Source organism: Nocardioides aromaticivorans (assembly GCF_013408525.1).
Lineage (GTDB): Bacteria > Actinomycetota > Actinomycetes > Propionibacteriales > Nocardioidaceae > Nocardioides > Nocardioides aromaticivorans.
In genome coordinates, this window is record NZ_JACBZM010000001.1 from 2313155 (window position 1) to 2336399 (window position 23245).

The 23245-nt window shown below is 71.4% G+C and carries 20 protein-coding genes; 13 read left to right on the forward strand and 7 right to left on the reverse strand.

Annotation, left to right across the window (positions count from 1 at the left end; all coding sequences use genetic code 11):
• Positions 1-65 precede the first annotated feature (65 nt).
• The 3 genes from BJ993_RS10885 to BJ993_RS10895 all read right to left on the reverse strand — a co-directional run bounded on the left by BJ993_RS10885 (position 66) and on the right by BJ993_RS10895 (position 2772).
• Positions 66-656, reverse strand: a complete 591-nt coding sequence (locus BJ993_RS10885) for a TetR/AcrR family transcriptional regulator (RefSeq protein WP_179648797.1) — start codon at positions 654-656, stop codon at positions 66-68.
• A gap of 146 nt (positions 657-802) precedes the next feature.
• Positions 803-1516 carry a response regulator transcription factor gene (locus BJ993_RS10890; protein WP_179648798.1) on the reverse strand — a complete coding sequence of 238 codons (714 nt, stop codon included), beginning with the start codon at positions 1514-1516 and terminating at the stop codon, positions 803-805.
• Positions 1513-2772 (reverse strand): sensor histidine kinase, encoded by a 1260-nt coding sequence (locus tag BJ993_RS10895; RefSeq protein ID WP_179648799.1) that lies wholly within the window; start codon positions 2770-2772, stop codon positions 1513-1515. Before BJ993_RS10895 ends, BJ993_RS10890 begins: the two co-directional genes overlap by 4 nt.
• Before the next feature lie 191 nt (positions 2773-2963).
• Between BJ993_RS10895 and BJ993_RS10900 the strand changes: the two genes are divergently transcribed.
• On the forward strand, positions 2964-3263 hold the full coding sequence (locus tag BJ993_RS10900) for a hypothetical protein (RefSeq protein WP_179648801.1): 300 nt from the start codon (positions 2964-2966) through the stop codon (positions 3261-3263).
• Positions 3250-4617, forward strand: a complete 1368-nt coding sequence (locus tag BJ993_RS26575) for a cytochrome P450 (RefSeq protein WP_308645539.1) — start codon at positions 3250-3252, stop codon at positions 4615-4617. Before BJ993_RS10900 ends, BJ993_RS26575 begins: the two co-directional genes overlap by 14 nt.
• Here the strand turns inward: BJ993_RS26575 and BJ993_RS10910 are convergent.
• Both BJ993_RS10910 and BJ993_RS10915 read right to left on the reverse strand, forming a co-directional pair.
• Positions 4607-5374: a M15 family metallopeptidase gene (locus BJ993_RS10910; protein WP_218864674.1), complete on the reverse strand. Its 768-nt coding sequence runs from the start codon at positions 5372-5374 to the stop codon at positions 4607-4609. The two genes, BJ993_RS26575 and BJ993_RS10910, sit on opposite strands and share 11 nt — an antisense overlap.
• The gene (locus BJ993_RS10915) at positions 5368-6945 is read right to left on the reverse strand and encodes a serine/threonine-protein kinase (RefSeq protein WP_179648802.1); all 1578 of its coding nucleotides are present in this window, start codon (positions 6943-6945) and stop codon (positions 5368-5370) included. The genes BJ993_RS10910 and BJ993_RS10915 overlap by 7 nt, the downstream gene beginning before the upstream one ends.
• Before the next feature lie 159 nt (positions 6946-7104).
• Between BJ993_RS10915 and BJ993_RS26335 the strand changes: the two genes are divergently transcribed.
• From BJ993_RS26335 to BJ993_RS10945, 6 genes are all read left to right on the forward strand, one after another.
• A complete protein-coding gene (locus tag BJ993_RS26335) occupies positions 7105-8613 on the forward strand; it encodes a fatty acid desaturase (RefSeq protein WP_036543729.1) in 1509 nt (502 codons plus the stop codon).
• A complete protein-coding gene (locus BJ993_RS10925; RefSeq protein WP_242530434.1) occupies positions 8613-8813 on the forward strand; it encodes a ferredoxin in 201 nt (66 codons plus the stop codon). The genes BJ993_RS26335 and BJ993_RS10925 overlap by 1 nt, the downstream gene beginning before the upstream one ends.
• Positions 8814-8831: 18 nt before the next feature.
• Positions 8832-9437 carry a TetR/AcrR family transcriptional regulator gene (locus BJ993_RS10930; RefSeq protein ID WP_242530435.1) on the forward strand — a complete coding sequence of 202 codons (606 nt, stop codon included), beginning with the start codon at positions 8832-8834 and terminating at the stop codon, positions 9435-9437.
• Positions 9438-9525: 88 nt separating this feature from the next.
• On the forward strand, positions 9526-10743 hold the full coding sequence (locus tag BJ993_RS10935; RefSeq protein WP_179648803.1) for a M15 family metallopeptidase: 1218 nt from the start codon (positions 9526-9528) through the stop codon (positions 10741-10743).
• A 112-nt stretch (positions 10744-10855) separates the two neighbouring features.
• Positions 10856-12019 (forward strand): CaiB/BaiF CoA transferase family protein, encoded by a 1164-nt coding sequence (locus tag BJ993_RS10940; RefSeq protein WP_036543725.1) that lies wholly within the window; start codon positions 10856-10858, stop codon positions 12017-12019.
• Between the two features lie 224 nt (positions 12020-12243).
• Positions 12244-13731 (forward strand): DEAD/DEAH box helicase, encoded by a 1488-nt coding sequence (locus BJ993_RS10945; protein ID WP_308645540.1) that lies wholly within the window; start codon positions 12244-12246, stop codon positions 13729-13731.
• An 84-nt stretch (positions 13732-13815) separates the two neighbouring features.
• On the opposite strand, the gene BJ993_RS10950 is transcribed toward BJ993_RS10945, so the two are convergent.
• Positions 13816-14568 (reverse strand): MerR family transcriptional regulator, encoded by a 753-nt coding sequence (locus BJ993_RS10950; RefSeq protein WP_179648804.1) that lies wholly within the window; start codon positions 14566-14568, stop codon positions 13816-13818.
• A 101-nt stretch (positions 14569-14669) separates the two neighbouring features.
• Between BJ993_RS10950 and BJ993_RS10955 the strand changes: the two genes are divergently transcribed.
• On the forward strand, positions 14670-15881 hold the full coding sequence (locus BJ993_RS10955) for an acetyl-CoA C-acetyltransferase (protein ID WP_036543718.1): 1212 nt from the start codon (positions 14670-14672) through the stop codon (positions 15879-15881).
• A 45-nt stretch (positions 15882-15926) separates the two neighbouring features.
• Complete coding sequence (locus BJ993_RS10960; protein WP_179648805.1) at positions 15927-18116, forward strand: 3-hydroxyacyl-CoA dehydrogenase NAD-binding domain-containing protein; 2190 nt, start codon at positions 15927-15929, stop codon at positions 18114-18116.
• Positions 18117-18349: 233 nt separating this feature from the next.
• Here the strand turns inward: BJ993_RS10960 and BJ993_RS10965 are convergent, their stop codons facing one another.
• Complete coding sequence (locus tag BJ993_RS10965) at positions 18350-19708, reverse strand: aminotransferase-like domain-containing protein (RefSeq protein ID WP_179648806.1); 1359 nt, start codon at positions 19706-19708, stop codon at positions 18350-18352.
• Between the two features lie 113 nt (positions 19709-19821).
• Between BJ993_RS10965 and BJ993_RS10970 the strand changes: the two genes are divergently transcribed.
• The 3 genes from BJ993_RS10970 (at position 19822) to BJ993_RS10980 (ending at position 23194) form a co-directional block, all read left to right on the forward strand.
• Positions 19822-20670, forward strand: a complete 849-nt coding sequence (locus BJ993_RS10970) for a nitrilase-related carbon-nitrogen hydrolase (RefSeq protein ID WP_179648807.1) — start codon at positions 19822-19824, stop codon at positions 20668-20670.
• Entirely contained in the window at positions 20667-22100 is a 1434-nt protein-coding gene (hydA, locus tag BJ993_RS10975; RefSeq protein WP_036543714.1) for a dihydropyrimidinase, read from the forward strand. Before BJ993_RS10970 ends, hydA begins: the two co-directional genes overlap by 4 nt.
• 65 nt (positions 22101-22165) lie before the next feature.
• The gene (locus tag BJ993_RS10980) at positions 22166-23194 is read left to right on the forward strand and encodes a TIGR03842 family LLM class F420-dependent oxidoreductase (RefSeq protein ID WP_179648808.1); all 1029 of its coding nucleotides are present in this window, start codon (positions 22166-22168) and stop codon (positions 23192-23194) included.
• Positions 23195-23245 lie beyond the last annotated feature (51 nt).

The following is a 23245-nucleotide window of genomic DNA, read 5'->3' on the forward strand; positions in this document are numbered from 1 at the left end:
TCCTGGGTTCGAACGGCTCCGGGGTCTCCGGGTGCCGGGTGGGTGGGGGAAGCAGGCGGAACGGGTCAGGCGAGCGCGCCGCGGATGTCCGCGACGCAGGCGTCGAAGTGCTCGTGGAAGGTGCGCGTGGCGTCGGTGCCGGTGCGCTCCAGGGCGTCGTCGAAGCAGGTGATGAGCAGGCGCAGGATGGTGCGCGAGCGCGTGACCGGGAAGTCGTCGCCCTCGCGCTGGCGCATGCAGTCGCCGAGCAGCGCGGCGGCCACCTCGAAGCGCTCGTGGACGAGCTGGATCAGGCGCGGGTCGTTCATCACGGCCTCGCGCACGGCTGCCATGTGGTGGTCGGTGTGGGCCTTCTCGCGGGTCGCCTCGTGGGCGAGCACGATCAGGTCGTCGAAGAGCCGGCCCGTGGGACCACCGTCGACGAACTCCTGAATGAGCTCGTCGTCGACCTCCGGCTCGGGACCGAGCACGACCTCGGCCTTGCCGTCGAAGTAGTTGAACACGGTCCGGCGCGAGACGTCGGCGGCGGCGGCGAGGTCGTCGATGGTCCAGCCGTCGAAGCCCCGCTCGACCGTCAGCTGCACCGCGCACTGCTGCAGGCGCAGCGCGGTCTGGTACCGCTTGGTCTCGCGACGATTCGTGCACAGCTCGGACATGAGTGCATCTTTGCACCAAAGTGGGAATGAGTGCAAATCTGTGACGACCGTCACCACCGGCGGGTCGGCCCGGAGGGGGTCACGCACCTACCGGATTCGTCGCGGAACGACCGCCGGGAGGACGAATTCGGTAGGTGCGCGGCGGCTCAGGAGCGGCCGGGCGAGACCAGGCCGTTGTCGTAGGCGTAGACGATCGCCGCCGGCCGGTCGCGCAGGCCGAGCTTGGTGAAGATCCGCCCCACGTGGCTCTTCACGGTCAGCTCGGAGATGACCAGCTCGTCGGCGATCTCGCCGTTGCTGCGGCCCAGCGCGATGGCCTGCAGGACCTCGAGCTCGCGGGCCGTGAGCGGGTCGGTCGCGGCGCTGGTCCGGGCCGCGGCGACCGGCGAGCCCGTGCGGAACTGCTGCAGGACGCGCCCGGTCACCGACGGGTCGAGCCAGTGGCCGCCGTCGGCGACCGTGCGCACCGCCCGGATCAGGTCGTCGGCGGAGGAGTCCTTGAGCAGGAAGCCGGCCGCGCCCGCGCGCAGCGCGCCGGACAGCATCTCGTCGTCGTCGAAGGTCGTCAGCACCAGCACCGGCGGCCCGTCGGGGCGGGCGACGACACCGGCCGTGGCGGTGATGCCGTCGACGGTGCGCATCCGCAGGTCCATCACGACGACGTCGACGCCCCGGTCGCCCCCCTCGCCGTCGGGGGTCGCGAGCTCGTCGAGCGTGCCGGGCACCTCGCTGCCGTCGCCGCACTCGGCGACGATCTCGAAGCCGTCGCGGCGGCGCAGGATGCGGCGCAGCCCCGAGCGGACCAGCTCCTGGTCGTCGACGAGCACGACCCGCACCAGCTGGTCGACGGCGCCGCTCATGCCAGCCCCGGCTTCCGCAGCGTGCGCCCGCACGGCAGATCCATCGCGCCCGCTCCCCGCGGGCCCGTGCCCAGCAGGACGTCGACCGTCCACCCCTCGGAGGTCGGTCCGGCCTCGAGCGTCGCACCCAGCTGGTGGGCCCGCGCCTGCATGCCGGCGAGTCCCGAGCCGAGCCCGTCGTCGCGCGGACGGCCGGAGGGGAGCGGGTTGCTGATCCGCAGGTGGACGCCGGCGCCGTTGACCCGGAGGCGCACCCGAGCGCGGGGCTCGGAGCCGCCGTGGCGGGCCACGTTGGCGAGCGACTCCTGCGCGATGCGGTAGAGGCCGAGCCCGGTGGCGGCGGGCAGCGAGGCGGGGTCGCCCTGCTCGTCGTACTCGACCTCGAGGCCGGCGCCGCTCATCTCCCGCACGAGGGCGGCGATGTCGCCCGCGCCGGGGAGTGCGTGGCGGTCGCCCGCTCGACCAGTGCCGTCGGCCATCGCGCTGACGGTACGACGGATGTCGGCCATCGCGCGCCGGCCGACCTGCTCGGCGTCGGCCAGGGCCGCGTCGACCTCGGCCACCGCCTCGGCGGTCTCGGCGGGGTCGCTGGTGCCGGTCACGTCCCGCAGCGCGCGGCGGGCGCCGGTGACCTGCAGCAGGGAGATGCTCAGCGAGTGCGCCACGAGGTCGTGGATCTCGCGCGCGATCCGCTCGCGCTCGGCGGTGGTCGCCTGGTCCCACGCCTGCTCGCGGGCCTTGCGCTCGGCGATGAGGGCGCGCATCTGCCACAGCAGCATCGCGCCGATGACGAAGCCGAGGAGGAGCACGAAGGTGTAGAGCGGCGCACCGTCGAGGCCGGGGCCGAGGGCGGCGCCGATCAGCACCAGCTGGCCGATCCCGGCCACGGCGAGGCCCTCGCCGATGCCGTCGCGGGCGGTGATCTCGGCGGTCGCGAGGGCGAGCATCGCGGGGGCGAGGTCGACCACGCCGTCGGCGGGCCGGGCCAGCAGCAGGCCGGCGGCGACGACGGTGCCGAGGATGTCGACGTACCAGGGCAGCCAGCGGGTCGTCGTGAACTGGATCAGCGCGGAGGCCATCACCAGCGGCAGGCAGACCAGCAGCGGGTCGAGCGGCCAGAGCGCGTCGCGCAGCGCGAGGCTCACCAGCACGCACGCCACCTGCCCGAGGTGGGAGGTCAGGGGGACCCACCACGGGTAGAGGACCTGGTGCCGGTCGAGGTTCGCCTCGATCCCGGCCCGCAACCAGCGCAGCATGACAACAGCGTAGGGAGCACCGCGACCGCGGTCATCCCGCCGCGGGAGGTGTGCCGTGTCCTCCCCCGGTAGGAGCCGGAATGACTGCCGTCGGCCGATGCCCGGGCCACGTGCGACTGCGTACCGTCGACCCATCACCCGGAGATCCCGGGTCGACCCGGACCACCGGGTCCCACGACAGAGAGGTCGTGATGACGATGACCTGGAGCGAGACACACCGTCGCTGGCAGGTGCTGCGGGCCGTGGAGGAGGAGCTCGCACGCACCGAGTCCCCCGTCCTGCCCTGGCGCACCGAGTACGCCGAGCTGTTCGGCGACCGGGCCGGCCTGCTGGCCGCGCTGCGCTACCGCTGGCAGCTCACGGTCAACGCGCAGCTCGACACGCACCTCCCGGAGCGCGAGCTCGAGGAGCAGCGCCGCAGCCTGGCCCGCCGCGCGCGGGGTGTGCTCCGGGTGCTGGAGGCCGAGGGCGCCACCCGTGTCGTCGCCTGACCTCGCGCTCGTACGACGCAGCCGGCTCCGGACCGCGCTCGACACCCCGCGCTCGTTCGCGGCCTGGGGCCTGGCGCACGGCCTGCAGCGCGCCATGATCCAGCGGGGCGCCCGCCGCGGCGACCTGATCAGCCGGATGGTCATGGACCCGTCGCTGCGGCGCGACCCGTTCCCGGCGTACGAGGAGCTGCGCGGGCGCGGGGCGGTCAGCGCCAACGGCCTGATCTCGGCGAGCGTCGACCATGCCGTCGTCAACGAGGTCCTGCGCAGCGACGTGTTCGGGACCGCCGGTGGGCAGGGCGAGCTGCCGAAGCCGCTGCAGTGGCTGCACCACAAGCTGATCGACCCCGAGACCCTCGGCCCGGTCGACCCGCCGTCGATGCTGGCGGTCGACCCGCCCCTCCACACCCGCTACCGCAAGCAGGTGGCGCGGGCGTTCACCGCGCGCAAGGTCGGCCGGATGAGCGACCGCGTCGAGCAGGTCGCCGCCGACCTGCTCGACGACCTCGCCGGGGCGGAGTCCTTCGACCTCGTCGACCGCTACGCCTCCCAGCTGCCGGTGACCGTCATCGCCGACCTCCTCGGCGTGCGAGAGCAGGACCGCGGCCGGTTGCTCGAGCTGGGCAACGAGGCCGCCGTGACCCTCGACCCGGGCCTGACGTGGGGCCAGTTCCGGCGGGCCGAGCAGGCGCTGCGCGAGATGCACGCCTGGTTCGCCGGCCACGTCGACCGGCTCGTCGCCCAGTCCGACGAGCAGCCGGGCGACGACCTGATCAGCCAGCTCGCCCTGCTGGACGGGCCCGACCGGCTCGACCGGGTCGAGCTGCACCAGGTCGGCCTGCTGGTCCTCGCGGCCGGCTTCGAGACCACGGTCAACCTGATCGGCAACGCCGTCGCGATGCTCGACGCGCACCCCGACCAGCTGCGCTGGCTGCAGGACAACCCGGACGGATGGGGCAACGCTGTCGACGAGGTGCTGCGCCACCAGTCGCCGGTCCAGCTCACGCTGCGGATCGCGCTGCGCGAGACCGAGGTCGCCGGCAGGAGGTTCGAGCCCGGGCACGGGATCCTGCTCTACCTCGGCGGCGCCAACCGCGACCCCGCGGTCTTCGAGGACCCTGCGACCTTCGACGTCACCCGCCCCAACGCGGACCAGCACGTCGCGTTCTCCGCCGGCGTCCACTACTGCCTCGGGGCGAGCCTCGCCCGGCTCGAGGCGGCCGCCGCCCTGCGTGCCCTCTTCGAGCGCTTCCCCGACCTCCACGTCAGCGGGACGCCCGAGCGCCGGCCCACCCGGGTGCTGCGCGGGTTCGAGCGGCTCCCGGTCGCGACGGGGGCGCGCGTCAGCGCGTAGCGCCCTCGCCGTGCGCGGGGTCCGGCATCGCCGAGAAGTGCTGGTAGTCGGTCGGCTCCTCCCACCGGCCGGCCCAGTACCACCCCGCCCGCTCGAACACGGCGACCACCGGCCCGCCGGCCAGCAGCACGCCGGGGCGGTCGCGGGCGCGGTCGAGGTAGGGGATCGACCGCTCGTGGCTGGTGCGGCGGCCGTCGTACACGTAGGGGTTCTCGAGCGGGTTGAGGTCGATCGCGCGGCCGTAGGCGTGGTGCGACCAGCTGCTCGACCCGGTCTTCGCGCGGCAGTTGAACGCCGAGGTGTTGTCGGCCTCGATGGAGGCGAAGTCGTCGCCGTCGTACGCCTCGATCGGGACCATCCGACGGATGGGGAAGTCGAGCTCCCACAGCCGGCGGAAGATCCGGGTCACGTCGGCGACGACGTCGCGATGCACCACCAGCCGTCCGGTACGACGCCCGCCACCGAAGTCGCGGTAGGTCAGCCGCACGACGCGGAGGTCGGCGAGGGGCACCGGGCAGCCGGGGTGCCACGTCACGCCGCGCATCCGGCGTTGCTCGGCAGGGGTGAGCGGTCGGCTGCTGGCGGCGTACCCGGTCGGCTCGGCGCTGGGGTCTGCGTGCGTCGGCGCGTGCGTCGGCGCCGGCGTCGTGGGCGCGGCGGCGGTCGTCGGAGCAGGCTGCGGCGCCGGGTCACCACCGGAGCAGCCCGAGGCAGCGAGCAGCGCGAGGCAGGCGAGCGTCCGCCTGGGCCTCAGCACGCCACCTCGACCTCGTAGGAGTCGATGCCGTCCAGGTGCAGCGCGGACACCCACCCGCCGCTGGTCGTCCGGGCCCACACCCGCGAGCTCCCGCCGACGCTCTGCGAGGACACCTCGTCCCCGTACGCCTCGCACACGACCTGGTGCGTGCTGCCGTCGTCCCAGCGCACGCTCCTGCCGTTGCGGACGAGCTCGCCGGCGCTGGTCGACCGGCCCTTCCGGACCTGGAGGTAGCAGCTGCCGTCGCCGCACGTGCCGACCACGGTCACGGGGATCGGCTCGCGCGCGCCGCCGCTCGCCGCGCCGCCGGTGGGGCTCTGGGGCGTGGGGTTCGCGGACGCCTCGATGCCGCCGACCTCCCCCTCCTCCGAGGTCGTCGGGGAGCCGGCCGAGCCCGCCGAGCCCGCCGAGCCCGCCGAGTCGGACGCGCCGCGGTCGTCGGTGGCTCGTCCACCGTTGTCGTCGTCGGCCCACGGCTGCAGGGCGAAGGCGACGCCGAGCACGATCGCGAGTGCGACGAGCGCGGCGCCCGCGGCGATCCACCCGGCCCGGCGGGGCCGGGCCGGGGGCGCCGGCGGCAGCGGCCCGGAGACGGTCGGCGGGACGGGACCGGTGGCGACGGGCGCGGGCGGCCGCGGAGCGGGCGGAGCCGGCACCACCGGCGCAGGGGGTACGACGCCCGCCACCGTGGCGTCGGCCGCGGTGGCCCGCACGAGCGACTCCCGCCGGCCCATCGGGACCCCGGCGAGCACGTGGTCGAGGGCGACCCGCATCGCGTCGACCGTCGAGAACCGCCGGGTGGGCTCCTTGGCCATCGACTGGGCCAGCACGGCGTTGAGGTCGTCGACCCACGGCTCGCCGGCGGCGAGCTGGCGCACCGGCGCCTCGATGTGGTCGCGGGCCATCGAGAACTGGGTGCCGCCGTAGGGCGGCTCGCCGGTGAGCATCGCCCACAGCAGGCAGCCGAGCGCGTAGACGTCGGTGGCCGTCGTCGCGGGGGCTCCCTGGAAGCGCTCCGGGGCGAGATAGGGGAAGGTGCCGATGACCGCGCCGGTGACGGTCAGGCCGTGGTCGGGCTCGGTGTCGCGGGCGATGCCGAAGTCGCAGAGGTAGGCGAACGGGGCGTCGGCCGGACCGGTCACGAGCACGTTGCTGGGCTTGATGTCGCGGTGCAGGATCCCGGCCCGGTGCGCGTCGGCGACGCCGGAGGTGATCTGCACGGCCAGGGCGAGCGCCGGCCCCACGGGCAGCGGGCCGGACTCGAGCCGCCCGGCGAGGTCGCCCCCGGCGACCAGCTGGGTGGCGATGAAGAGCGAGCCGTCGGTCTCGCCGTGGTCGAGGACCTGGATGATGTGCGGGCTGTCGAGGCGGACGAGGGTGGCGGCCTCGTTGAGGAAGCGCACGCGGTACTCGTCGGTCCCGGCCAGCTCGGGAGCGATGACCTTGAGGGCCACCCGCCGCCTGATCCGGGTGTGCGTGGCGGCGTACACGACGCCCATGCCGCCGCGGCCGAGGACGCCGTCGATCTCGTAGTCGCCGAAGGTCTCGCCCTCGCGCGGGTAGCCGGCCATGTCCGCATTCTTCCCCGAGCGCGCCCGGGTGAACGCCGATGACCACGGTGGCTGTGATCCCCATCACTTTACAAGCACGACCCTCTTGTCAAACGGACTTTACAAGTCGTACCCTTCTGTCAAGCGATACGTAACGTCGCGGCAACGGAAGGCAGGCGCATGACCGGATCGATGGAGATCGGACAGACCGTCCCGGACGGTTCCACCGAGCAGTGGAAGGACAAGAAGCGGTACCTGTGGCTCTGGGGCCTGATGGTGCCCGGCTTCGGGGTGCTGTTCGCCCTGGCCTACATCGCCACCGGCGGCTGGTGGGGCTTCACCCTGGTCGCGCCGTTCCTGGTGAACTTCCTGATCCCGCTGCTCGACCTGGCCATGGGCACCGACCAGAGCAACCCGCCGGACGAGGTCATCGAGGAGCTCGAGAACGACAAGTACTACCGCTGGGTCGTCTTCGCCTACGTCCCGATGATGTTCGCCCTCGTCTTCGCCGGCTACTACATCATCGGTGAGGGCAACCCGGTCGCCTGGGTGCTCAACCACGTCGGCCTCGGCGACTGGGGCGACGCCCACCTGAGCGCCAACCTGATGGCCGACCACCTCGAGCTGCCGTGGTGGGAGAAGGCGCTGTGGGCGCTCTCCATCGCCGGCGTCGTCGGCATCGGCATCAACACCGCGCACGAGCTCGGCCACAAGAAGGAGTCCGTCGAGCGCTGGCTGGCGAAGATCACCCTCGCGCCGACCTTCTACGGCCACTTCTACATCGAGCACAACCGGGGCCACCACGTCCGCGTCGCGACCCCTGAGGACCCCGCGTCCTCCCGCCTCGGCGAGAGCCTCTACCGCTTCTGGCCGCGCACGGTCTGGGGCTCGCTGAAGAGCTCGTGGGAGGTCGAGGCCAAGCGCTACCGCCGCAAGGGCACCCACCCGTTCCACATCGGCAACGACGTCCTCAACGCCTGGGCCATGTCGGTCGCCCTCTGGGCCGCGGTCATCGCGCTCAACGGCTGGCAGGTCGCGGTCTACATCCCGATCACCGTCGTGTTCGGCTTCTCGCTCCTCGAGGTCGTCAACTACCTGGAGCACTACGGCCTCAAGCGCCAGCGGGTCGGCGAGAAGCAGCGCTACGAGCGGGTGCTGCCGATGCACAGCTGGAACAGCAACAACATCGTCACCAACATCTTCCTCTACCACCTGCAGCGCCACAGCGACCACCACGCGAACCCGACCCGGCGCTACCAGGCCCTGCGCGACTTCAAGGAGTCCCCGGCCCTGCCGACCGGCTACGCCGGCATGATCAACCTCGCGCTGATCCCGCCGCTGTGGCGCAAGGTGATGGACCACCGCGTGGTCGAGCACCTCGACGGCGACGTCACCCTGGCCAACATCGCGCCCGGCAAGGAGGCGAAGTACCTCGCGAAGTTCCCGCCGCCGGCCGAGCACAACCTGAAGACCGACGACCTCTTCGCGCAGAGGTTCGAGGGCGAGGTGCTCGCCGCCAAGTGCCCCGGCTGCTCCTACGTCTACGAGGTCGCCGCCGGCGACGAGCACGAGGGCTTCGCCGCCGGTACGGCGTGGAGCGACATCCCGGACGACTGGTGCTGTCCTGACTGCGGGGTTCGCGAGAAGATCGACTTCATCCCGTTCGACCCTGAGAAGGTGAAGGCCTGATGTCCATGAAGATCGTCGCCGACCTCGACAAGTGCGAGGGCCTCGGCATGTGCGAGGCGATGGCCAACGACTACTTCGAGGTGGACGAGGACGAGGACAAGGTCAACGTCCTCGACGACTCCCCCGAGGAGTCCGACCGCGCCCACGTCTTCGCCGCCGTCCAGGCCTGCCCCGTGCTGGCCCTGACGCTCGAGGGCTGAGGGAGCACGATGTCCATCGTGGCGGGACGAGCCGGTGACGGGGTCGCGGACGCGATGGCGTCCGCGCCCCCGTCGCTGCGGGACCGCCTCCTCGAGGCGGCCGTCAGGATCATGACCACGTCCGGCTGGGGCCGGGTCACCATGGCCCGCCTCGCCGACGACGTGGGCGTCAGCCGGCAGACGGTCTACAACGAGATCGGCACCAAGAACGACCTCGCCGAGGCGATGGTCATGCGCGAGCTCGACCGCTTCCTCGCCGGGGTGACCCGCTCGTTCGACGAGAACCCCGACGACCTGATCGGCGCGATCCGCGACTCCGCGCGCCGCGTGCTGAAGTACGCCGAGGACAACGCGCTCCTCCACGCTGTCGTCTCCGCCACCCACGGCGCCGACACCGAGCTCCTGCCGCTGCTGACCACCCACTCCGAGTACCTCCTCGAAGGCGCGAAGTTCGTCGTCGCGGAGCGGGTGGCGTCGTACGACGTCCAGCTGCCGGAGGGCCGGCTCGAGGCGAGCATCGACATGGTGGTCCGCCTGGTGCTCAGCCACGTGATGCAGCCCAGCGCGACGCCGGCCCGCACGGCCGACGACATCGCGTGGATTGCCGAACGCGTCCTCGCCTGACGCCCGGCGTCATACACTCGGTGGCGGGAGGACTGCCGGGAGGGCCGGTGGCGGGGAAGGGGCCATGGGGCTGGCGCGACGCGCGAGGATGACGGCTGCACTGACGACAGGGGTGTCGGCGGTGCTGGTCGCCACGCTGCTGTCCGGCTGCGGCGACTCGGGCAAGGACGGCAAGGAGTCCGCCGAGGGCGACACCAGCGCGGCCGCCGCGTCGACGGCGCCCATCCCCGACAACGCGCTCGACCCCGCGCACGCCGTCGCGGCGCCCGGGAAGTTCGACGGCACGCAGTACGGCGACGACCTGCTCCTCGTGAGCCAGGAGACCATCCCCGACGACGACCTCGACAAGCTGCTCGCGGTGAAGGTCAAGAAGAACAAGGGCGTGGCGGCGTACACGACGCTCTCCTACGGCAACTTCTCCGCCGACGGCCGCTTCTACAACATCGCCGCCGTCGACGGCGCCGCCTACCGCGCCTTCACCGGCAGCCGCAGCGCGGAGTTCCAGGAGCAGTGGGACCGGATCGCCGGAGGCGAGGTCGCCGTCGACGACGGCCTCCAGCAGGAGCTCCAGGTCGACGGCGAGGGCTACCTGAAGGTCGGCAAGGAGCGGATCCACGTCGGCGCCTGGTCGCCGTCCGAGGTCGACAGCGTCGACGCGATGGTCAACGCGAAGTGGGGCGAGGAGCTCGGCCTCCAGAAGGACAACGCGATCCTGATCAACACCGGGATCGCGTCGCCCCAGGCCGTGCGCGAGGCGATCGAGAAGACCTTCGGCAAGAAGCGGTTCTCGATCACGGCGCTCGACATCGTCGCCTCCGAGGGCCTCGACCTCGGCACCTTCCAGAACGTCATCCCGGTCGGTGCCTTCCGTGACGCGGTCGGCGTGTTCCGCTACACCCCGATCGGCGGCGGCCGGATCGCGCCCGACCCGGCCTGGGTCCGCTCGCACATCGTGACCGAGCAGGTCCCGATCCTCGGCAGCGTCACGTGCAACAAGTTCATGATCCCCCAGCTGCGCGCCGCGCTGATCGAGGTGGTCAACCGCGGCCTGGCCAAGGAGATCCACGCCAACGAGTACGCCGGCTGCTACTACCCCCGCTTCATCGCCGGGTCGACCACGCTCTCCAACCACTCCTTCGGGCTGGCCCTCGACTTCAACGTCCCCGGCAACCAGCGCGGCACCGTCGGTGAGATGAACCGCGAGGTCGTCGCGATCTTCAAGTACTGGGGCTTCGCCTGGGGCGGTGACTGGGCCTGGACCGACCCGATGCACTTCGAGCTCGCGAAGATCGTCAACCCCGGCTGATCGACCTTCCGGTCGTCGTGGAGGTCGCGCAGCGACCGTCACGGGACGCCCGCTACTGGACAGTAGCCAACTGTGACAGCACTACTGTCACGATCCGTGCCATGATCGGCCCATGACGTTCGCGCTGGGACAGGGAACCGGTCCGCTCAAGGGCCTCAAGGTCGTCGAGATCGCCGGCATCGGGCCGAGCCCGCACGCCTGCATGATCCTCGCCGACCTGGGCGCCGACGTGATCCGGGTGGAGCGTCCCGGCGGCCAGATGCTGACCGGTGGCTCGCACGACCTGCTCAACCGCGGTCGCCCGAGCGTCGCGCTCAACCTCAAGGACCCCGAGGCGGTCGCCACCGTCCTCGACCTGGTCGAGCAGGCCGACGTGCTGGTCGAGGGCATGCGCCCCGGCGTCGCCGAGCGGCTCGGCTTCGGCCCGGAGGCCTGCCTCGAGCGCAACCCGCGCCTGGTCTACGGCCGGATGACCGGCTGGGGCCAGGACGGCCCGTGGTCGCAGGCGGCCGGGCACGACATGAACTACATCGCCATCACCGGCACGCTCCACGGCCTGGGCCAGGTCAAGGAGAAGCCGCAGTTCCCGACCAACCTCGTGGGCGACTTCGGTGGCGGGTCGACGTACCTCGTCATCGGGATCCTCGCCGCGATCTTCGAGGCGCAGGCGTCCGGCAAGGGCCAGGTCGTCGACGCGGCGATCGTCGACGGCACCGCCAACCTCAACGCGATGACCTCCGCCTTCCTCGCCGGGGGCGGGTTCAAGGAGGAGCGGGCGGCCAACCTGCTCGACGGCGGCGCGCCGTACTACGACATCTACGAGACCGCCGACGGCGAGCACATGTCGGTGGGCGCGCTGGAGCCGCAGTTCTACGACCTCTTCGTGAAGCTGCTCGGCATCGAGGGCACCGCCCCCGACCGCTGGGACCTCGCCAAGACCGACGAGCTGCGCGAGCTGATCGCCACCACCTTCAAGACGAAGACCCGCGACGAGTGGTGCGCGATCTTCGACGGCACCGACGCCTGCGTGGCGCCGATCCTCCGGATCAGCGAGGCCAAGGACCACCCGCACATCAAGGCCCGCGAGGTCTTCGTCGAGCACGAGGGCATCGTGCAGCCGCAGCCCGCGCCGCGCTTCTCCCGCACGCAGGCGACGCTGTCGCACCCGCCCGCCCCCGGCGCCGGCGCGCACACCCGCGAGGCCCTCGAGGCCTGGGGTGTCAAGGACGTCGACGGGCTGCTCGAGCGCGGCGCCGCGGTGCAGATCACGCAGTGACGCCACGCCGCGGATTCTCCTTCGGGGAGTCCGCGGCCCTAGGCTGGGGTCACCGATCCGGCCAGTCTTGCCCCGGATCCCGGCGCACCGCACGAGCACCACCGTCGGCCGCGCCCCTCGCAGGAGGCACCGCTTCAACGCCTGTCACCGGACAGGCAGCACGGCGAGACGCCCAGCACAGGGGATCGCCGCGCCTTGCGTCGTGCTCCCCGGAGAGAACATCCGTGCCCACGACTGGTATCACCACGTTCGCCGACCTCGGCGTTCCCACTGCCCTGCTCGACGTCCTGACCGCGGACGGCATCACCGTGCCGACGCCGATCCAGGCCGCGACCCTGCCGGACTCCCTGAAGGGCCGCGACGTCCTCGGCCGCGGCCGAACGGGCTCCGGCAAGACCTACGCCTTCGGCCTGCCGCTGGTCGCGCGTCTCGACGCCGACCGCCGTCGCCCGGCCCCCAAGCGGCCGCGTGCGCTGGTGCTCGCCCCGACCCGTGAGCTCGCCTCGCAGATCGCCGCGACCATCACCCCGCTGGCCAAGGCCGTCGGCCTGAGCACCACCACCGTCTTCGGCGGCGTCGGCCAGGGCCCGCAGGTCACCGCGCTGCGCAACGGCGTCGACATCCTCATCGCCTGCCCCGGCCGGCTCGAGGACCTCATCGGCCAGGGTCACTGCAGCCTCGCCGACGTCCGCGTCACGGTCCTCGACGAGGCCGACCACATGGCCGACCTCGGCTTCCTGCCCGCCGTACGACGCCTGCTGGACCAGACGCCGAAGGACGGCCAGCGGATGCTCTTCTCCGCGACGCTCGACGGCGCGATCAACGTGCTGGTCAAGCGCTTCCTCGACAAGCCCGCGGTCCACGAGGCCGACTCGGCGCAGTCGCCGGTCGCCAAGATGGACCACCACGTCCTGCACGTCGAGCGCGAGCAGCGCCTGCCCGTGCTGCTCGACCTGGTCAGCGCGCCCGGTCGCACCGTCGTCTTCACCCGCACCAAGCACGGCGCGAAGGCGCTGGCCCGCCAGCTCAACAAGAACGGCGTGCCCGCGGTCGACCTGCACGGCAACCTCAGCCAGGGCGCCCGGACCCGCAACATGGAGGCCTTCCACAGCGGTACGGCGACCACCCTCGTCGCGACCGACATCGCCGCCCGCGGCATCCACGTCGACGACGTCTCGCTCGTCGTCCACGCCGACCCGCCGGCCGAGCACAAGGCCTACCTGCACCGCTCCGGTCGTACGGCCCGCGCCGGTGCCGCCGGCACGGTCGTCACTCTGATGACCAGCGACCAGCGTCGCGACGTCAGCGACCTGACCCGTGCGGCGGGCATCAAGCCGACCACCACGCGGATCTCCGGCTCGCACCACCCGGTGCTGCTCGAGCTCGCCCCCGGCGAGCGCAGCCGCCCCGGCGGCATCGACCTGTCCCCGGCCCCCGCCCAGGGCGGCGGCAACGGTGGCGGCGGCGGTCGTCGTCGCAGCGGTGGCGGCGCGAAGAAGCCGGCCGCGAAGAAGTCCGGCGGCCAGGGCGGCCAGCGCTCCGGCGGTCAGGGCGGCCAGCGCTCCGGCGGCCAGGCCCGCTCCGGCCAGGGTGCCGCGAAGCCGGCCGGCCAGCGCTCGGGCGGCGGCCGCGGCCGCTCCCGCGGGCGCGGGGCCGGCGCGGGCTCCGGCGGCAGCCACAGCGCCGCGAGCTTCAGCTCCGGCCGCCGCTGATCCGCGGTTCACCTACCGAATTCGTCCTCCGCGCGGCCCCAGGACGACAAATTCGGTAGGTGAACGGCTCCCGGCCCGGTGACCTCAGCGTGGGCCGCGCGGGTTCCGTGCCGCCCGCGCGACGGCCGACTCGTAGGCGGTCACGAGGCCGCCGACGGACAGCGGCTTGAGCCGCTCCATGATCTCGCGGAAGTGCTCCGAGGTGGCCGCGTCGTCGTACAACGGGGCGAGCTGCTCGTTGATGACCTCGTAGAGCTCCTTGGCCATCTGCTCGCCGTGCTCCTGGTAGACCGCGGCCGCCGCGACGGCGACCTCGCGGGGGAAGCCGAGCTCGAGCAGGCGCACGCCGATGGCCAGCTGGTTGCTCGCGACGAGGTACGACGACCCGCGGACCCGCAGCACGCCGAGCGCCTGCAGCGTGGCGAGGTCGTCGGCCGAGAGTTCGCGCCCGGCCTTCCTCTCCAGCTGGGCGAGGTCCATCTCGACGGGCAGGTCGGACTGCCACGGCGCGAGCATGGTGCGCGCCAGCGCGATCTCCTCGGGCGTGGCGTCGTCGGGGATGCCGGCGACATAGCGCTCGATGGCCGAGAGCGTGAAGCCGTGGCTCTGCAGCTCGAGGACGAGCTCGATCCGGGCGATGTGCTCGGCGGAGTAGTAGCCCGAGCGGCCGCGCCGGATCGGCGGCGGGACGAGGCCGCGCGAGGTGTAGAAGCGCACGGTCCGGACGGTCAGTCCGGTGCGCTCGGTGAGCTCCTCGAGGGTGAGCAGCACCGGCTCCGGGCTGCCGCCCGGTGCGGTGTGCGTCACACCACCTGCTGGACCCTCGCTCTTGACCATGACAGTAATAGTGTCACAATCGACCCCAGGGACATCCATCCCGTGCGGCGCGCCTCGCGACTGCCGCACCACGCCACTCGAACCAGGACACAAGGACGGTCATGGCAGAAGCATTCGTGTACGACCACCTCCGCACGCCGCGCGGCCGGGGCAAGGCCAACGGCACGCTCCACGAGGTGAAGCCGGTCGACCTCGTCGTCGGGCTGATCGACGCGCTGCAGGAGCGCAACCCCGGTCTCGACACCAACCGCATCGACGACGTCGTGCTGGGTGTCGTGTCGCCGATCGCCGACCAGGGTGGCGACATCGCCAAGACCGCCGCGATCGCCGCCGGTCTCCCCGACACCGTCGCCGGTGTCCAGCTCAACCGCTTCTGCGCGTCGGGCCTCGAGGCGGTCAACCAGGCCGCCAGCCGCGTCCGTGGCGGCTTCGAGGACCTGATCATCGCCGGTGGCGTCGAGTCGATGAGCCGCGTGCCCATGGGCTCCGACGGTGGCGCCTGGGCGTCCGACCCGGCCACCGCGTTCAAGGCGGGCTTCGTGCCGCAGGGCATCGGCGCCGACCTGATCGCGACCATCGAGGGCTGGAGCCGCGAGGACGTCGACGCGTACGCCGCCCAGTCGCACCACCGTGCCGCCAAGGCGTGGGCCAACGGCTACTACGACCGCCCGGTCGTCCCGGTCAAGGACGTCAACGGCCTGGTCGTGCTCGACCGTGACGAGACCGTCCGCCCCGACACCTCGGTCGAGGGCCTCGCCGGCCTGAAGCCGTCGTTCGCCCAGCTCGGCGCCGACGCCGGCTTCGACGACGTCGCGCTCGAGAAGTACCACTGGCTCGAGAAGATCAACCACGTGCACCACGCCGGCAACAGCTCCGGCATCGTGGACGGTTCCGCGCTGACCCTGATCGGCAACGAGCAGGTCGGCCAGGACCTCGGCCTGACCCCGCGGGCCAAGATCATCGCGACCGCGGTGTCCGGTGCCGACCCGATCATCATGCTCACCGGTCCCGCCCCGGCGGCCCGCAAGGCGCTGGCCAAGGCCGGCCTCGAGGTCGGCGACATCGACCTGTTCGAGATCAACGAGGCGTTCGCCGCCGTCGCGATGCGGTTCATGCGCGACATGGGCATCGACGACTCGATCACCAACGTCAACGGCGGCGCGATCGCGATGGGCCACCCGCTGGGTGCCACCGGCGCGATCATCCTCGGCACGCTGATCGACGAGCTCGAGCGACGCGACCTGCGCCGCGGCCTCGCCACGCTCTGCGTCGGCGGCGGCATGGGCATCGCGACCATCGTCGAGCTCGTCTGAGCGTCGTACCCGAATCCTCGAACTTTCACGGAACCGAAAGAAGACATGAGCACTGACACGCAGACCGCGGTGCGCTACGACCGCGACGCCGACGGCATCGTCACCCTCACGCTCGACGACCCCAACCAGAGCGCGAACACCATGAACGAGCTCTACCGCGAGTCCATGGCGGCCGCGGTCGAGCGCCTGTACGCCGAGCAGGACGACATCACCGGTGTCGTCATCACGTCCGCCAAGAAGACCTTCTTCGCCGGCGGCGACCTCAAGCTGATGGTCCAGACCACCAAGGAGAACGCGGGCGACGTGTTCGCCCAGTGCGAGAGCATCAAGCAGGCCCTGCGCCGGCTCGAGCTGTTCCCGAAGCCGGTCGTGGCGGCCATCAACGGCGCCGCGCTCGGTGGTGGCTACGAGATCACCCTCGCCACCCAGCACCGGATCCTGGTCAACGACCCGAAGATCAAGGTCGGCCTGCCCGAGGCGACCCTCGGCCTGCTCCCCGGCGGCGGCGGCGTCACCCGCGCCGTACGCAAGTGGGGCCTGCAGACCGCGCTGATGGACGTCCTGCTGCAGGGCACCCAGTTCAACCCGGAGACCGCGCTCAAGAAGGGTGTCGTCGACGAGCTCGTCGCCACCCAGGAGGAGCTGGTCCCCGCCGCGAAGGCGTGGATCAAGGCCAACCCCGAGGCCGCCCTGTCGCCGTGGGACGCCCCCGGCTACAAGATGCCCGGCGGCTCGCCGAAGAGCCCCGCGCTCGCCGGCTTCCTCCCGGCCTTCCCGGCCCTGCTGCGCAAGCAGCTCAAGGGTGCCGACTACCCCGCGCCGCGCGCGATCCTCTCGGCCGCGGTCGAGGGCGCGCTCGTCGACTTCGACACCGCCTCGCGGATCGAGTCGCGCTATCTCGCCAACCTGGTCGTCAACCAGGGCTCGAAGAACATGATCCAGGCGTTCTTCTTCGACCTGCAGGCGATCAACTCGGGCTCGCTGCGCCCGCAGGGCATCGAGCCCTACAAGGCGAAGAAGGCCGTCGTCCTGGGCGCCGGCATGATGGGTGCGGGCATCGCCTACGTGCTGGCGAAGGCCGGCGCCGAGGTCGTCCTGAAGGACATCTCCGACGAGGCCGCCGCCAAGGGCAAGGCCTACTCCGAGGGCCTGCTCGACAAGGCGATCAGCCGCGGCAAGTCGACCGAGGAGAAGAAGGCCGAGCTGCTCGGCCGGATCACCCCGACCGCCGACCCGGCCGCCGCTGCCGGCGCCGACATCGTGATCGAGGCGGTCTTCGAGGACCCGGCCCTCAAGGCCAAGGTCTTCGCCGAGATCCTGCCGCACCTCGCGCCCGACGCCCTGCTGTGCTCGAACACCTCGACGCTGCCGATCACCGACCTGGCTGCCGGCCTGGAGAACCCCGAGGACGCCAAGCGCTTCATCGGCCTCCACTTCTTCAGCCCGGTCGACAAGATGCCGCTCGTCGAGATCATCGCCGGCAAGGAGACCTCCGACGAGGCCCTCGCCAAGGCGTACGACGTCGTCCTGCAGATCCGCAAGACGCCGATCGTCGTCAACGACAGCCGTGGCTTCTACACCTCGCGCGTCATCGGCTTCATGGTCAACGAGGGCATGGCGATGCTCGCGGAGGGCGTAGCGCCGTACTCCATCGAGCGGGCCACCACCTCGGCCGGCTACCCGGCCCCGGTGCTGCAGCTCTCCGACGAGCTCAACCTCGAGCTGATGGCCAAGATCGCCAAGGCGACCGCCGACGCCAACCCCGACCTGCCGGTGCACCCGGGCCAGGCCGTGGTCGGCAAGATGCTGGAGGCCGGTCGTGCCGGCCGCCTGCGTGGCGCGGGCTTCTACGACTACGAGGACGGCAAGCGTGGCTCGATCTGGGCCGGCCTGTCGGAGCTGTTCCCGCTCGCCGAGGAGCAGCCGCCGATCCAGGACATCCGTGACCGGATGCTCTTCGCCGAGGCGCTCGAGACCGCGAAGACCTTCGAGGAGGGCGTCATCACCTCGGCGGCCGCCGCGAACATCGGCTCCATCATGGGCATCGGCTTCCCGCCGAACACCGGTGGTGCCGCGCAGTTCATGACCGGCTACGAGAACAAGGCGACCGGCGAGATCGGCCTCAACGCCTTCATCGCCCGCGCCGAGGAGCTCGCCGAGAAGTACGGCGACCGCTTCCAGCCCACGCAGTGGCTGCGCGACCTCGCCGCGTCCGGCAAGGGCTTCCCCGCCTGACGCACTGATCCACCTGCTCCACCGCACCGGCCCGGCTCGTTCACGAGTCGGGCCGGTGTGTTTTTCGGGGCCGGTCTGGTGGTCCGCGAAGTGTGAGAGTTTCTCCGCCGAAGTGGGGATGTTTCTCCGTCGAGGTGTGACGAATTCTCCGCGGGCACCAGCAGTGGTCACACCTCACTGGAGAAGGCCTCACACTTCGGCGGAGAAACTCTCACACCTCGGCGGAGAAGACCTCACACTTCGCGGGCCGCGGCGGCGAGGGCGGCGGCGACCTCGGGGGCGTCGTCGGGGGAGACCAGGCCCGACGTCACCCGGACGTACGACGGGCTGCCGGGCCCGCCGGCATCGGCTCCGCCCGCCAGGAAGGGCGTGCCCCCGGCGACCCGGATGCCGGAGGCGGACAGGTGCACGAGGGCCGCCCGCTCGTCGCGGACCGGCAGCCAGAGGTTGATCCCGTCGGGCGCCGGCAGGTCCACGCCGAGCTCGGACAGGGCGGAGACCAGGGTGCGCTGGCGGGCGAAGTACTGGCGCCGCGCCTCACCGACCTCGTCGAGGGCCTGGGCCGAGGTGAGCAGGTCGAGCAGGATCGTCTGCACCATCCGGGAGGTCCAGGCTGGGCCCAGCATGCGGCGCGCGACGATCCGGTCGACCATCTCCGAGGGTCCCGAGACCGCGGCGATCCGGAGGTCCGGGCCGTGCGACTTCGAGTACGAGCGCACGTGGACGACCCGCTCCGGCAGCCAGGTCGCGAGGGTCACGTCGGCGGAGGTGCTGATGCCGGCGGAGTGGTCGTCCTCGACGATCCACGGCAGCTCGTGGGACGAGCGCCGCAGCACCCGGACCAGCCGTTCGGCGCGCTCCGGGTCGGTCGCGACACCGGTCGGGTTCTGGGCGCGGGGCTGGAGCACGACCGCGCAGGGGCGGGTGGCGAGCCCGCGCCGCAACGACTCGGGGCGGATGCCGCGGTCGTCGAGCTCGACCGGCACCACCTCGCCGCCGAGCGCCTCGACGAGGTCGAAGAACGGCGGGAAGCCGGGCGACTCGAGGACCACCCGGTCGCCGTACCCGACGACCTGCTCGAGCGTGCGGGCCACCCCGTCGGTGGCACCGTCGACGACGGTGAGCGCCTCGGCGGCGTAGGGCCAGGAGGCCTCGAGGACGGTGCGCAGCTCGGGGAGCACGGGCTGGTCCTGGTAGGTCAGCGTCCCGGCGCGCTGGGAGACGCGGTGCAGGGCCGGGCCGAGCGAGGGCAGCAGCTGCGGGTCGGGGGTGCCGCGGGAGAGGTCGAGGCGCAGCCCGTCGGGGCCGGCGCCGACGAGGCCGCGCTGGCGCGGGGAGAGCCACGGCGTCGGGCTGTCCTTGACGAAGGTGCCGGCGCGTCCGCGCGACACCACCCCACCGGTACGACGCAGCGCCTGCCAGGCCGCGGACACGGTGGCCGGTGACACGCCCAGCTCGGCGGCGACCTCGCGCACGGTCGGGAGCCGGTCGCCGGGGGAGAGGTCACCGGCCCGGATGGCGCGGCTGAAGGCGCCCGCGATGCCCGCGGGGGAGCGGTCCTCCAGCGTCGACAGATCAGGCCCCGCGGTCACGGGCTGACCCTCTCACCGGATCCGTGCATGCGAAAACCCTTGACAGGCGAGAAATCGAAGCGAAATGTTCAGCCCCAAGGATAACGAAACACCGATCCCCCCGGAGGTGCACGTTGACCATTGTTCGAGCAGCCATCAGCCAGACCACCTGGACCGGCGACAAGGCCTCGATGCTGGACCGTCACGAGCAGTTCGCCCGCGACGCGGCCGCCGACAACGCCCAGGTGATGTGCTTCCAGGAGCTCTTCTACGGCCCCTACTTCGGCATCACCCAGGACCAGAAGTACTACCGCTACGCCGAGCCGGCCGACGGCCCGATCGTGCAGCGCTTCGCCGCGCTCGCCAAGGAGCTCGGCATGGTGTTGGTGCTCCCGATCTACGAGGAGGAGCAGACCGGCGTCTACTACAACACCACCGTCGTGGTGGACGCCGACGGCACGATCCTCGGCAAGTACCGCAAGAACCACATCCCGCACGTGGAGAAGTTCTGGGAGAAGTTCTACTTCCGGCCCGGCAACCTGGGCTATCCCGTCTTCGAGACCGCGGTCGGCAAGGTCGGCACCTACATCTGCTACGACCGCCACTTCCCCGAGGGGTGGCGTGAGCTCGGCCTCGGCGGCGCGCACATGGTCTTCAACCCCAATGCCACCAAGCCCGGCCTCTCCAACCGGCTCTGGGAGGTCGAGGGCCCCTGCGCCGCGGTCGCCAACGGCTACTTCGTCCTCCAGCCGAACCGGGTCGGCCTCGAGGACAACGAGTACGGCGACGAGGCGGTCAACTTCTACGGCACCAGCCAGGTGATCGACCCGCGCGGCAACTTCGTCGGCGACCTCGGCAGCAGCGAGAAGGAGGAGCTGCTGGTGCGCGACCTGGACCTCGACATGGTCCAGCAGATGCGCGACGACTGGCAGTTCTACCGCGATCGCCGGCCCGACTCGTACGGACGGATCGCCCAGCCATGAGCACCCTCCTGGTCAAGGGCGGCACGGTCGTGAACGCGACCGGCACGGTCGAGGCGGACGTGCTCGTCGACGGCGAGCGGATCGTGGCGCTGCTGGCGCCGGGCGACCAGTCCCTCGGACCGGTCACCGCCGACACCGTCATCGACGCCACCGGGAAGTACGTCATCCCGGGCGGCATCGACGCGCACACGCACATGCAGCTGCCCTTCGGCGGCACCTTCGCCAGCGACACCTTCGAGACCGGTACGACGGCGGCCGCGTGGGGCGGCACGACGTCGATCATCGACTTCGCGGTCCAGAAGTACGGCGAGCGGGTCGAGGACGGGCTCGCCCACTGGCACGAGCTCGCCGGTGGCAACTGCGCGGTCGACTACGGCTTCCACCAGATCATCGGCGGGGTCGACGAGGAGTCGCTGAAGGCGATGGAGAACCTCGTCGACGAGGGCATCACGTCGTACAAGCTCTTCATGGCGTACCCCGGCGTCTTCTACAGCGACGACGCGCAGATCCTCCGCGCCATGCAGAAGGCCCGTGAGTTGGGGCTCCTGACGATGATGCACGCCGAGAACGGCCCGGCGATCGACGTCCTCGCGGCCCAACTGGCGGAGTCGGGGAGGACGGCGCCGTACTACCACGGCATCGCTCGCGCGTGGCAGATGGAGGAGGAGGCGACCCACCGGGCGATCATGCTGAGCGACCTGACGGAGGCGCCGCTCTACATCGTGCACATGAGCGCGAAGCAGGCCGTCGAGCAGGTGGCGTGGGCGCGCGACAAGGGCAAGAACGTCTTCGGCGAGACCTGCCCGCAGTACCTCTACCTCTCCCTGGAGAAGCAGCTCGGCGCGCGCAGCGACGAGTGGGGCGACTTCGAGGGCGCCAAGTGGGTCTGCTCGACGCCGCTGCGCTCGGAGGAGGAGGGCCACCTCGACGCGATGTGGCAGGGCCTGCGCACCAACGACCTGCAGATGGTGTCGACGGACCACTGCCCCTTCTGCATGAAGGACCAGAAGACGCTCGGCAAGGACGACTTCCGCGCGATCCCCAACGGCATCGGCTCGATCGAGCACCGCGTCGACCTGCTCTACCAGGGCGTCGTCGACGGCCGGATCTCCCTGTCCCGCTGGGTCGAGCTGATCTCGACCACGCCGGCGCGGATGTTCGGCCTCTACGGGCGCAAGGGCGTGATCCAGCCGGGCGCCGACGCCGACATCGTCGTCTACGACCCGAACGGGCACACCTCGATCGGCATCGGTGAGGGCCGCACCCACCACATGAACATGGACCACTCCGCGTGGGAGGGCTTCGAGATCGACGGCCACGTCGACGTGACCATCTCGCGCGGCACGGTGCTGGTCGCCGACGGCGAGTTCAAGGGCACCAAGGGCCACGGCCAGTTCCTCAAGCGCGACCTCACGCAGTACCTCGTCTGACCGGGGTCTCGTGACGGTCGCCGCGCGACCTCCTCGACCACCGGACCGGAAAGCAAGGAGAAGAGATGGACTTCGGCGTCGTCCTGCAGACGAACCCCCCGGCGTGGCGCACGGTCGGCCTGGCGAAGCTGGCCGAGGAGCACGGGTTCGACTACGTGTGGACCTTCGACTCCCACCTGCTCTGGCAGGAGCCCTATGTCATCTACTCGGCGATCCTCGCCGAGACCAAGCGGGTGATCGTCGGCCCGATGGTGACCAACCCGGCGACCCGCGACTGGACGGTCAGCGCGTCGGTCTTCGCGACCCTCAACGAGATGTACGGCAACCGCACCGTCGTCGGCATGGGCCGCGGCGACTCCGCGGTGCGCGTCCTCAACGGCCGGCCGTGCACGCTCAAGGAGGTCCGCGAGGCGACCCACGTGATCCGTGAGCTGGCGAACTGCCGGCCGGTCGAGGTCAACGGTGCGACCCTGCAGTTCCCGTGGGCGCGCACCTCCGCGCTCGAGGTGTGGATCGCGGCGTACGGACCGCTCGCGCTCAAGACGGCGGGCGAGGTCGGCGACGGCTTCATCCTGCAGCTGGGCGACGTCGACGTCACGAAGTGGATGATCGAGCAGGTCCGCACGGCCGCCTCCAACGCCGGCCGCGACCCGGACTCGCTCACCTTCTGCGTCGCCGCCCCGGCGTACGTCGGCGCGGACACCCCCGAGTCGTGGACCCACATGCGCAGCCAGACCCGGTGGTTCGGCGGCATGGTCGGCAACCACATCGCCGACATCGTCGAGAAGTACGGCGAGGAGGCGGACTTCCCCGAGGTCCTCATCGACTACATCAGGGGCCGGACCGGCTACGACTACAACACCCACGGCAAGGCCGACAACGACCACGTCGACTTCGTGCCCGACGAGATCGTCGACCGGTTCTGCATCCTGGGCACCCCCGAGCAGCACATCGCCAAGCTCAAGGAGCTCAAGGACATCGGCGTCGACCAGTTCGCGGTCTACCTCCAGCACGACAACAAGGAGGAGACGCTGCGGGTCTACGGGGAGTCGATCATGCCGGCGCTGCGCGAGCACGTCACCGCGAAGGCATGAGCGTGAGGAACCCCCGCGGAGGTACGCCGAGCGCCAGCGAGGTGTGCCGGA

What these genes read in the sequence shown, in the direction of transcription:
- BJ993_RS10895 (WP_179648799.1), bottom strand. Translation starts at nt 2,772, where the DNA reads ATGCTGCGCTGGTTGCGGGCCGGGATCGAGGCGAACCTCGACCGGCAC.
- hydA (WP_036543714.1), top strand. Translation starts at nt 20,667, where the DNA reads ATGAGCACCCTCCTGGTCAAGGGCGGCACGGTCGTGAACGCGACCGGC.
- BJ993_RS10940 (WP_036543725.1), top strand. Translation starts at nt 10,856, where the DNA reads ATGACGTTCGCGCTGGGACAGGGAACCGGTCCGCTCAAGGGCCTCAAG.
- BJ993_RS10980 (WP_179648808.1), top strand. Translation starts at nt 22,166, where the DNA reads ATGGACTTCGGCGTCGTCCTGCAGACGAACCCCCCGGCGTGGCGCACG.
- BJ993_RS10925 (WP_242530434.1), top strand. Translation starts at nt 8,613, where the DNA reads ATGTCCATGAAGATCGTCGCCGACCTCGACAAGTGCGAGGGCCTCGGC.
- BJ993_RS10955 (WP_036543718.1), top strand. Translation starts at nt 14,670, where the DNA reads ATGGCAGAAGCATTCGTGTACGACCACCTCCGCACGCCGCGCGGCCGG.
- BJ993_RS10890 (WP_179648798.1), bottom strand. Translation starts at nt 1,516, where the DNA reads ATGAGCGGCGCCGTCGACCAGCTGGTGCGGGTCGTGCTCGTCGACGAC.
- BJ993_RS10950 (WP_179648804.1), bottom strand. Translation starts at nt 14,568, where the DNA reads ATGGTCAAGAGCGAGGGTCCAGCAGGTGGTGTGACGCACACCGCACCG.
- BJ993_RS10885 (WP_179648797.1), bottom strand. Translation starts at nt 656, where the DNA reads ATGTCCGAGCTGTGCACGAATCGTCGCGAGACCAAGCGGTACCAGACC.
- BJ993_RS10915 (WP_179648802.1), bottom strand. Translation starts at nt 6,945, where the DNA reads ATGGCCGGCTACCCGCGCGAGGGCGAGACCTTCGGCGACTACGAGATC.
- BJ993_RS10900 (WP_179648801.1), top strand. Translation starts at nt 2,964, where the DNA reads ATGACGATGACCTGGAGCGAGACACACCGTCGCTGGCAGGTGCTGCGG.
- BJ993_RS10960 (WP_179648805.1), top strand. Translation starts at nt 15,927, where the DNA reads ATGAGCACTGACACGCAGACCGCGGTGCGCTACGACCGCGACGCCGAC.
- BJ993_RS26335 (WP_036543729.1), top strand. Translation starts at nt 7,105, where the DNA reads ATGACCGGATCGATGGAGATCGGACAGACCGTCCCGGACGGTTCCACC.
- BJ993_RS10935 (WP_179648803.1), top strand. Translation starts at nt 9,526, where the DNA reads ATGACGGCTGCACTGACGACAGGGGTGTCGGCGGTGCTGGTCGCCACG.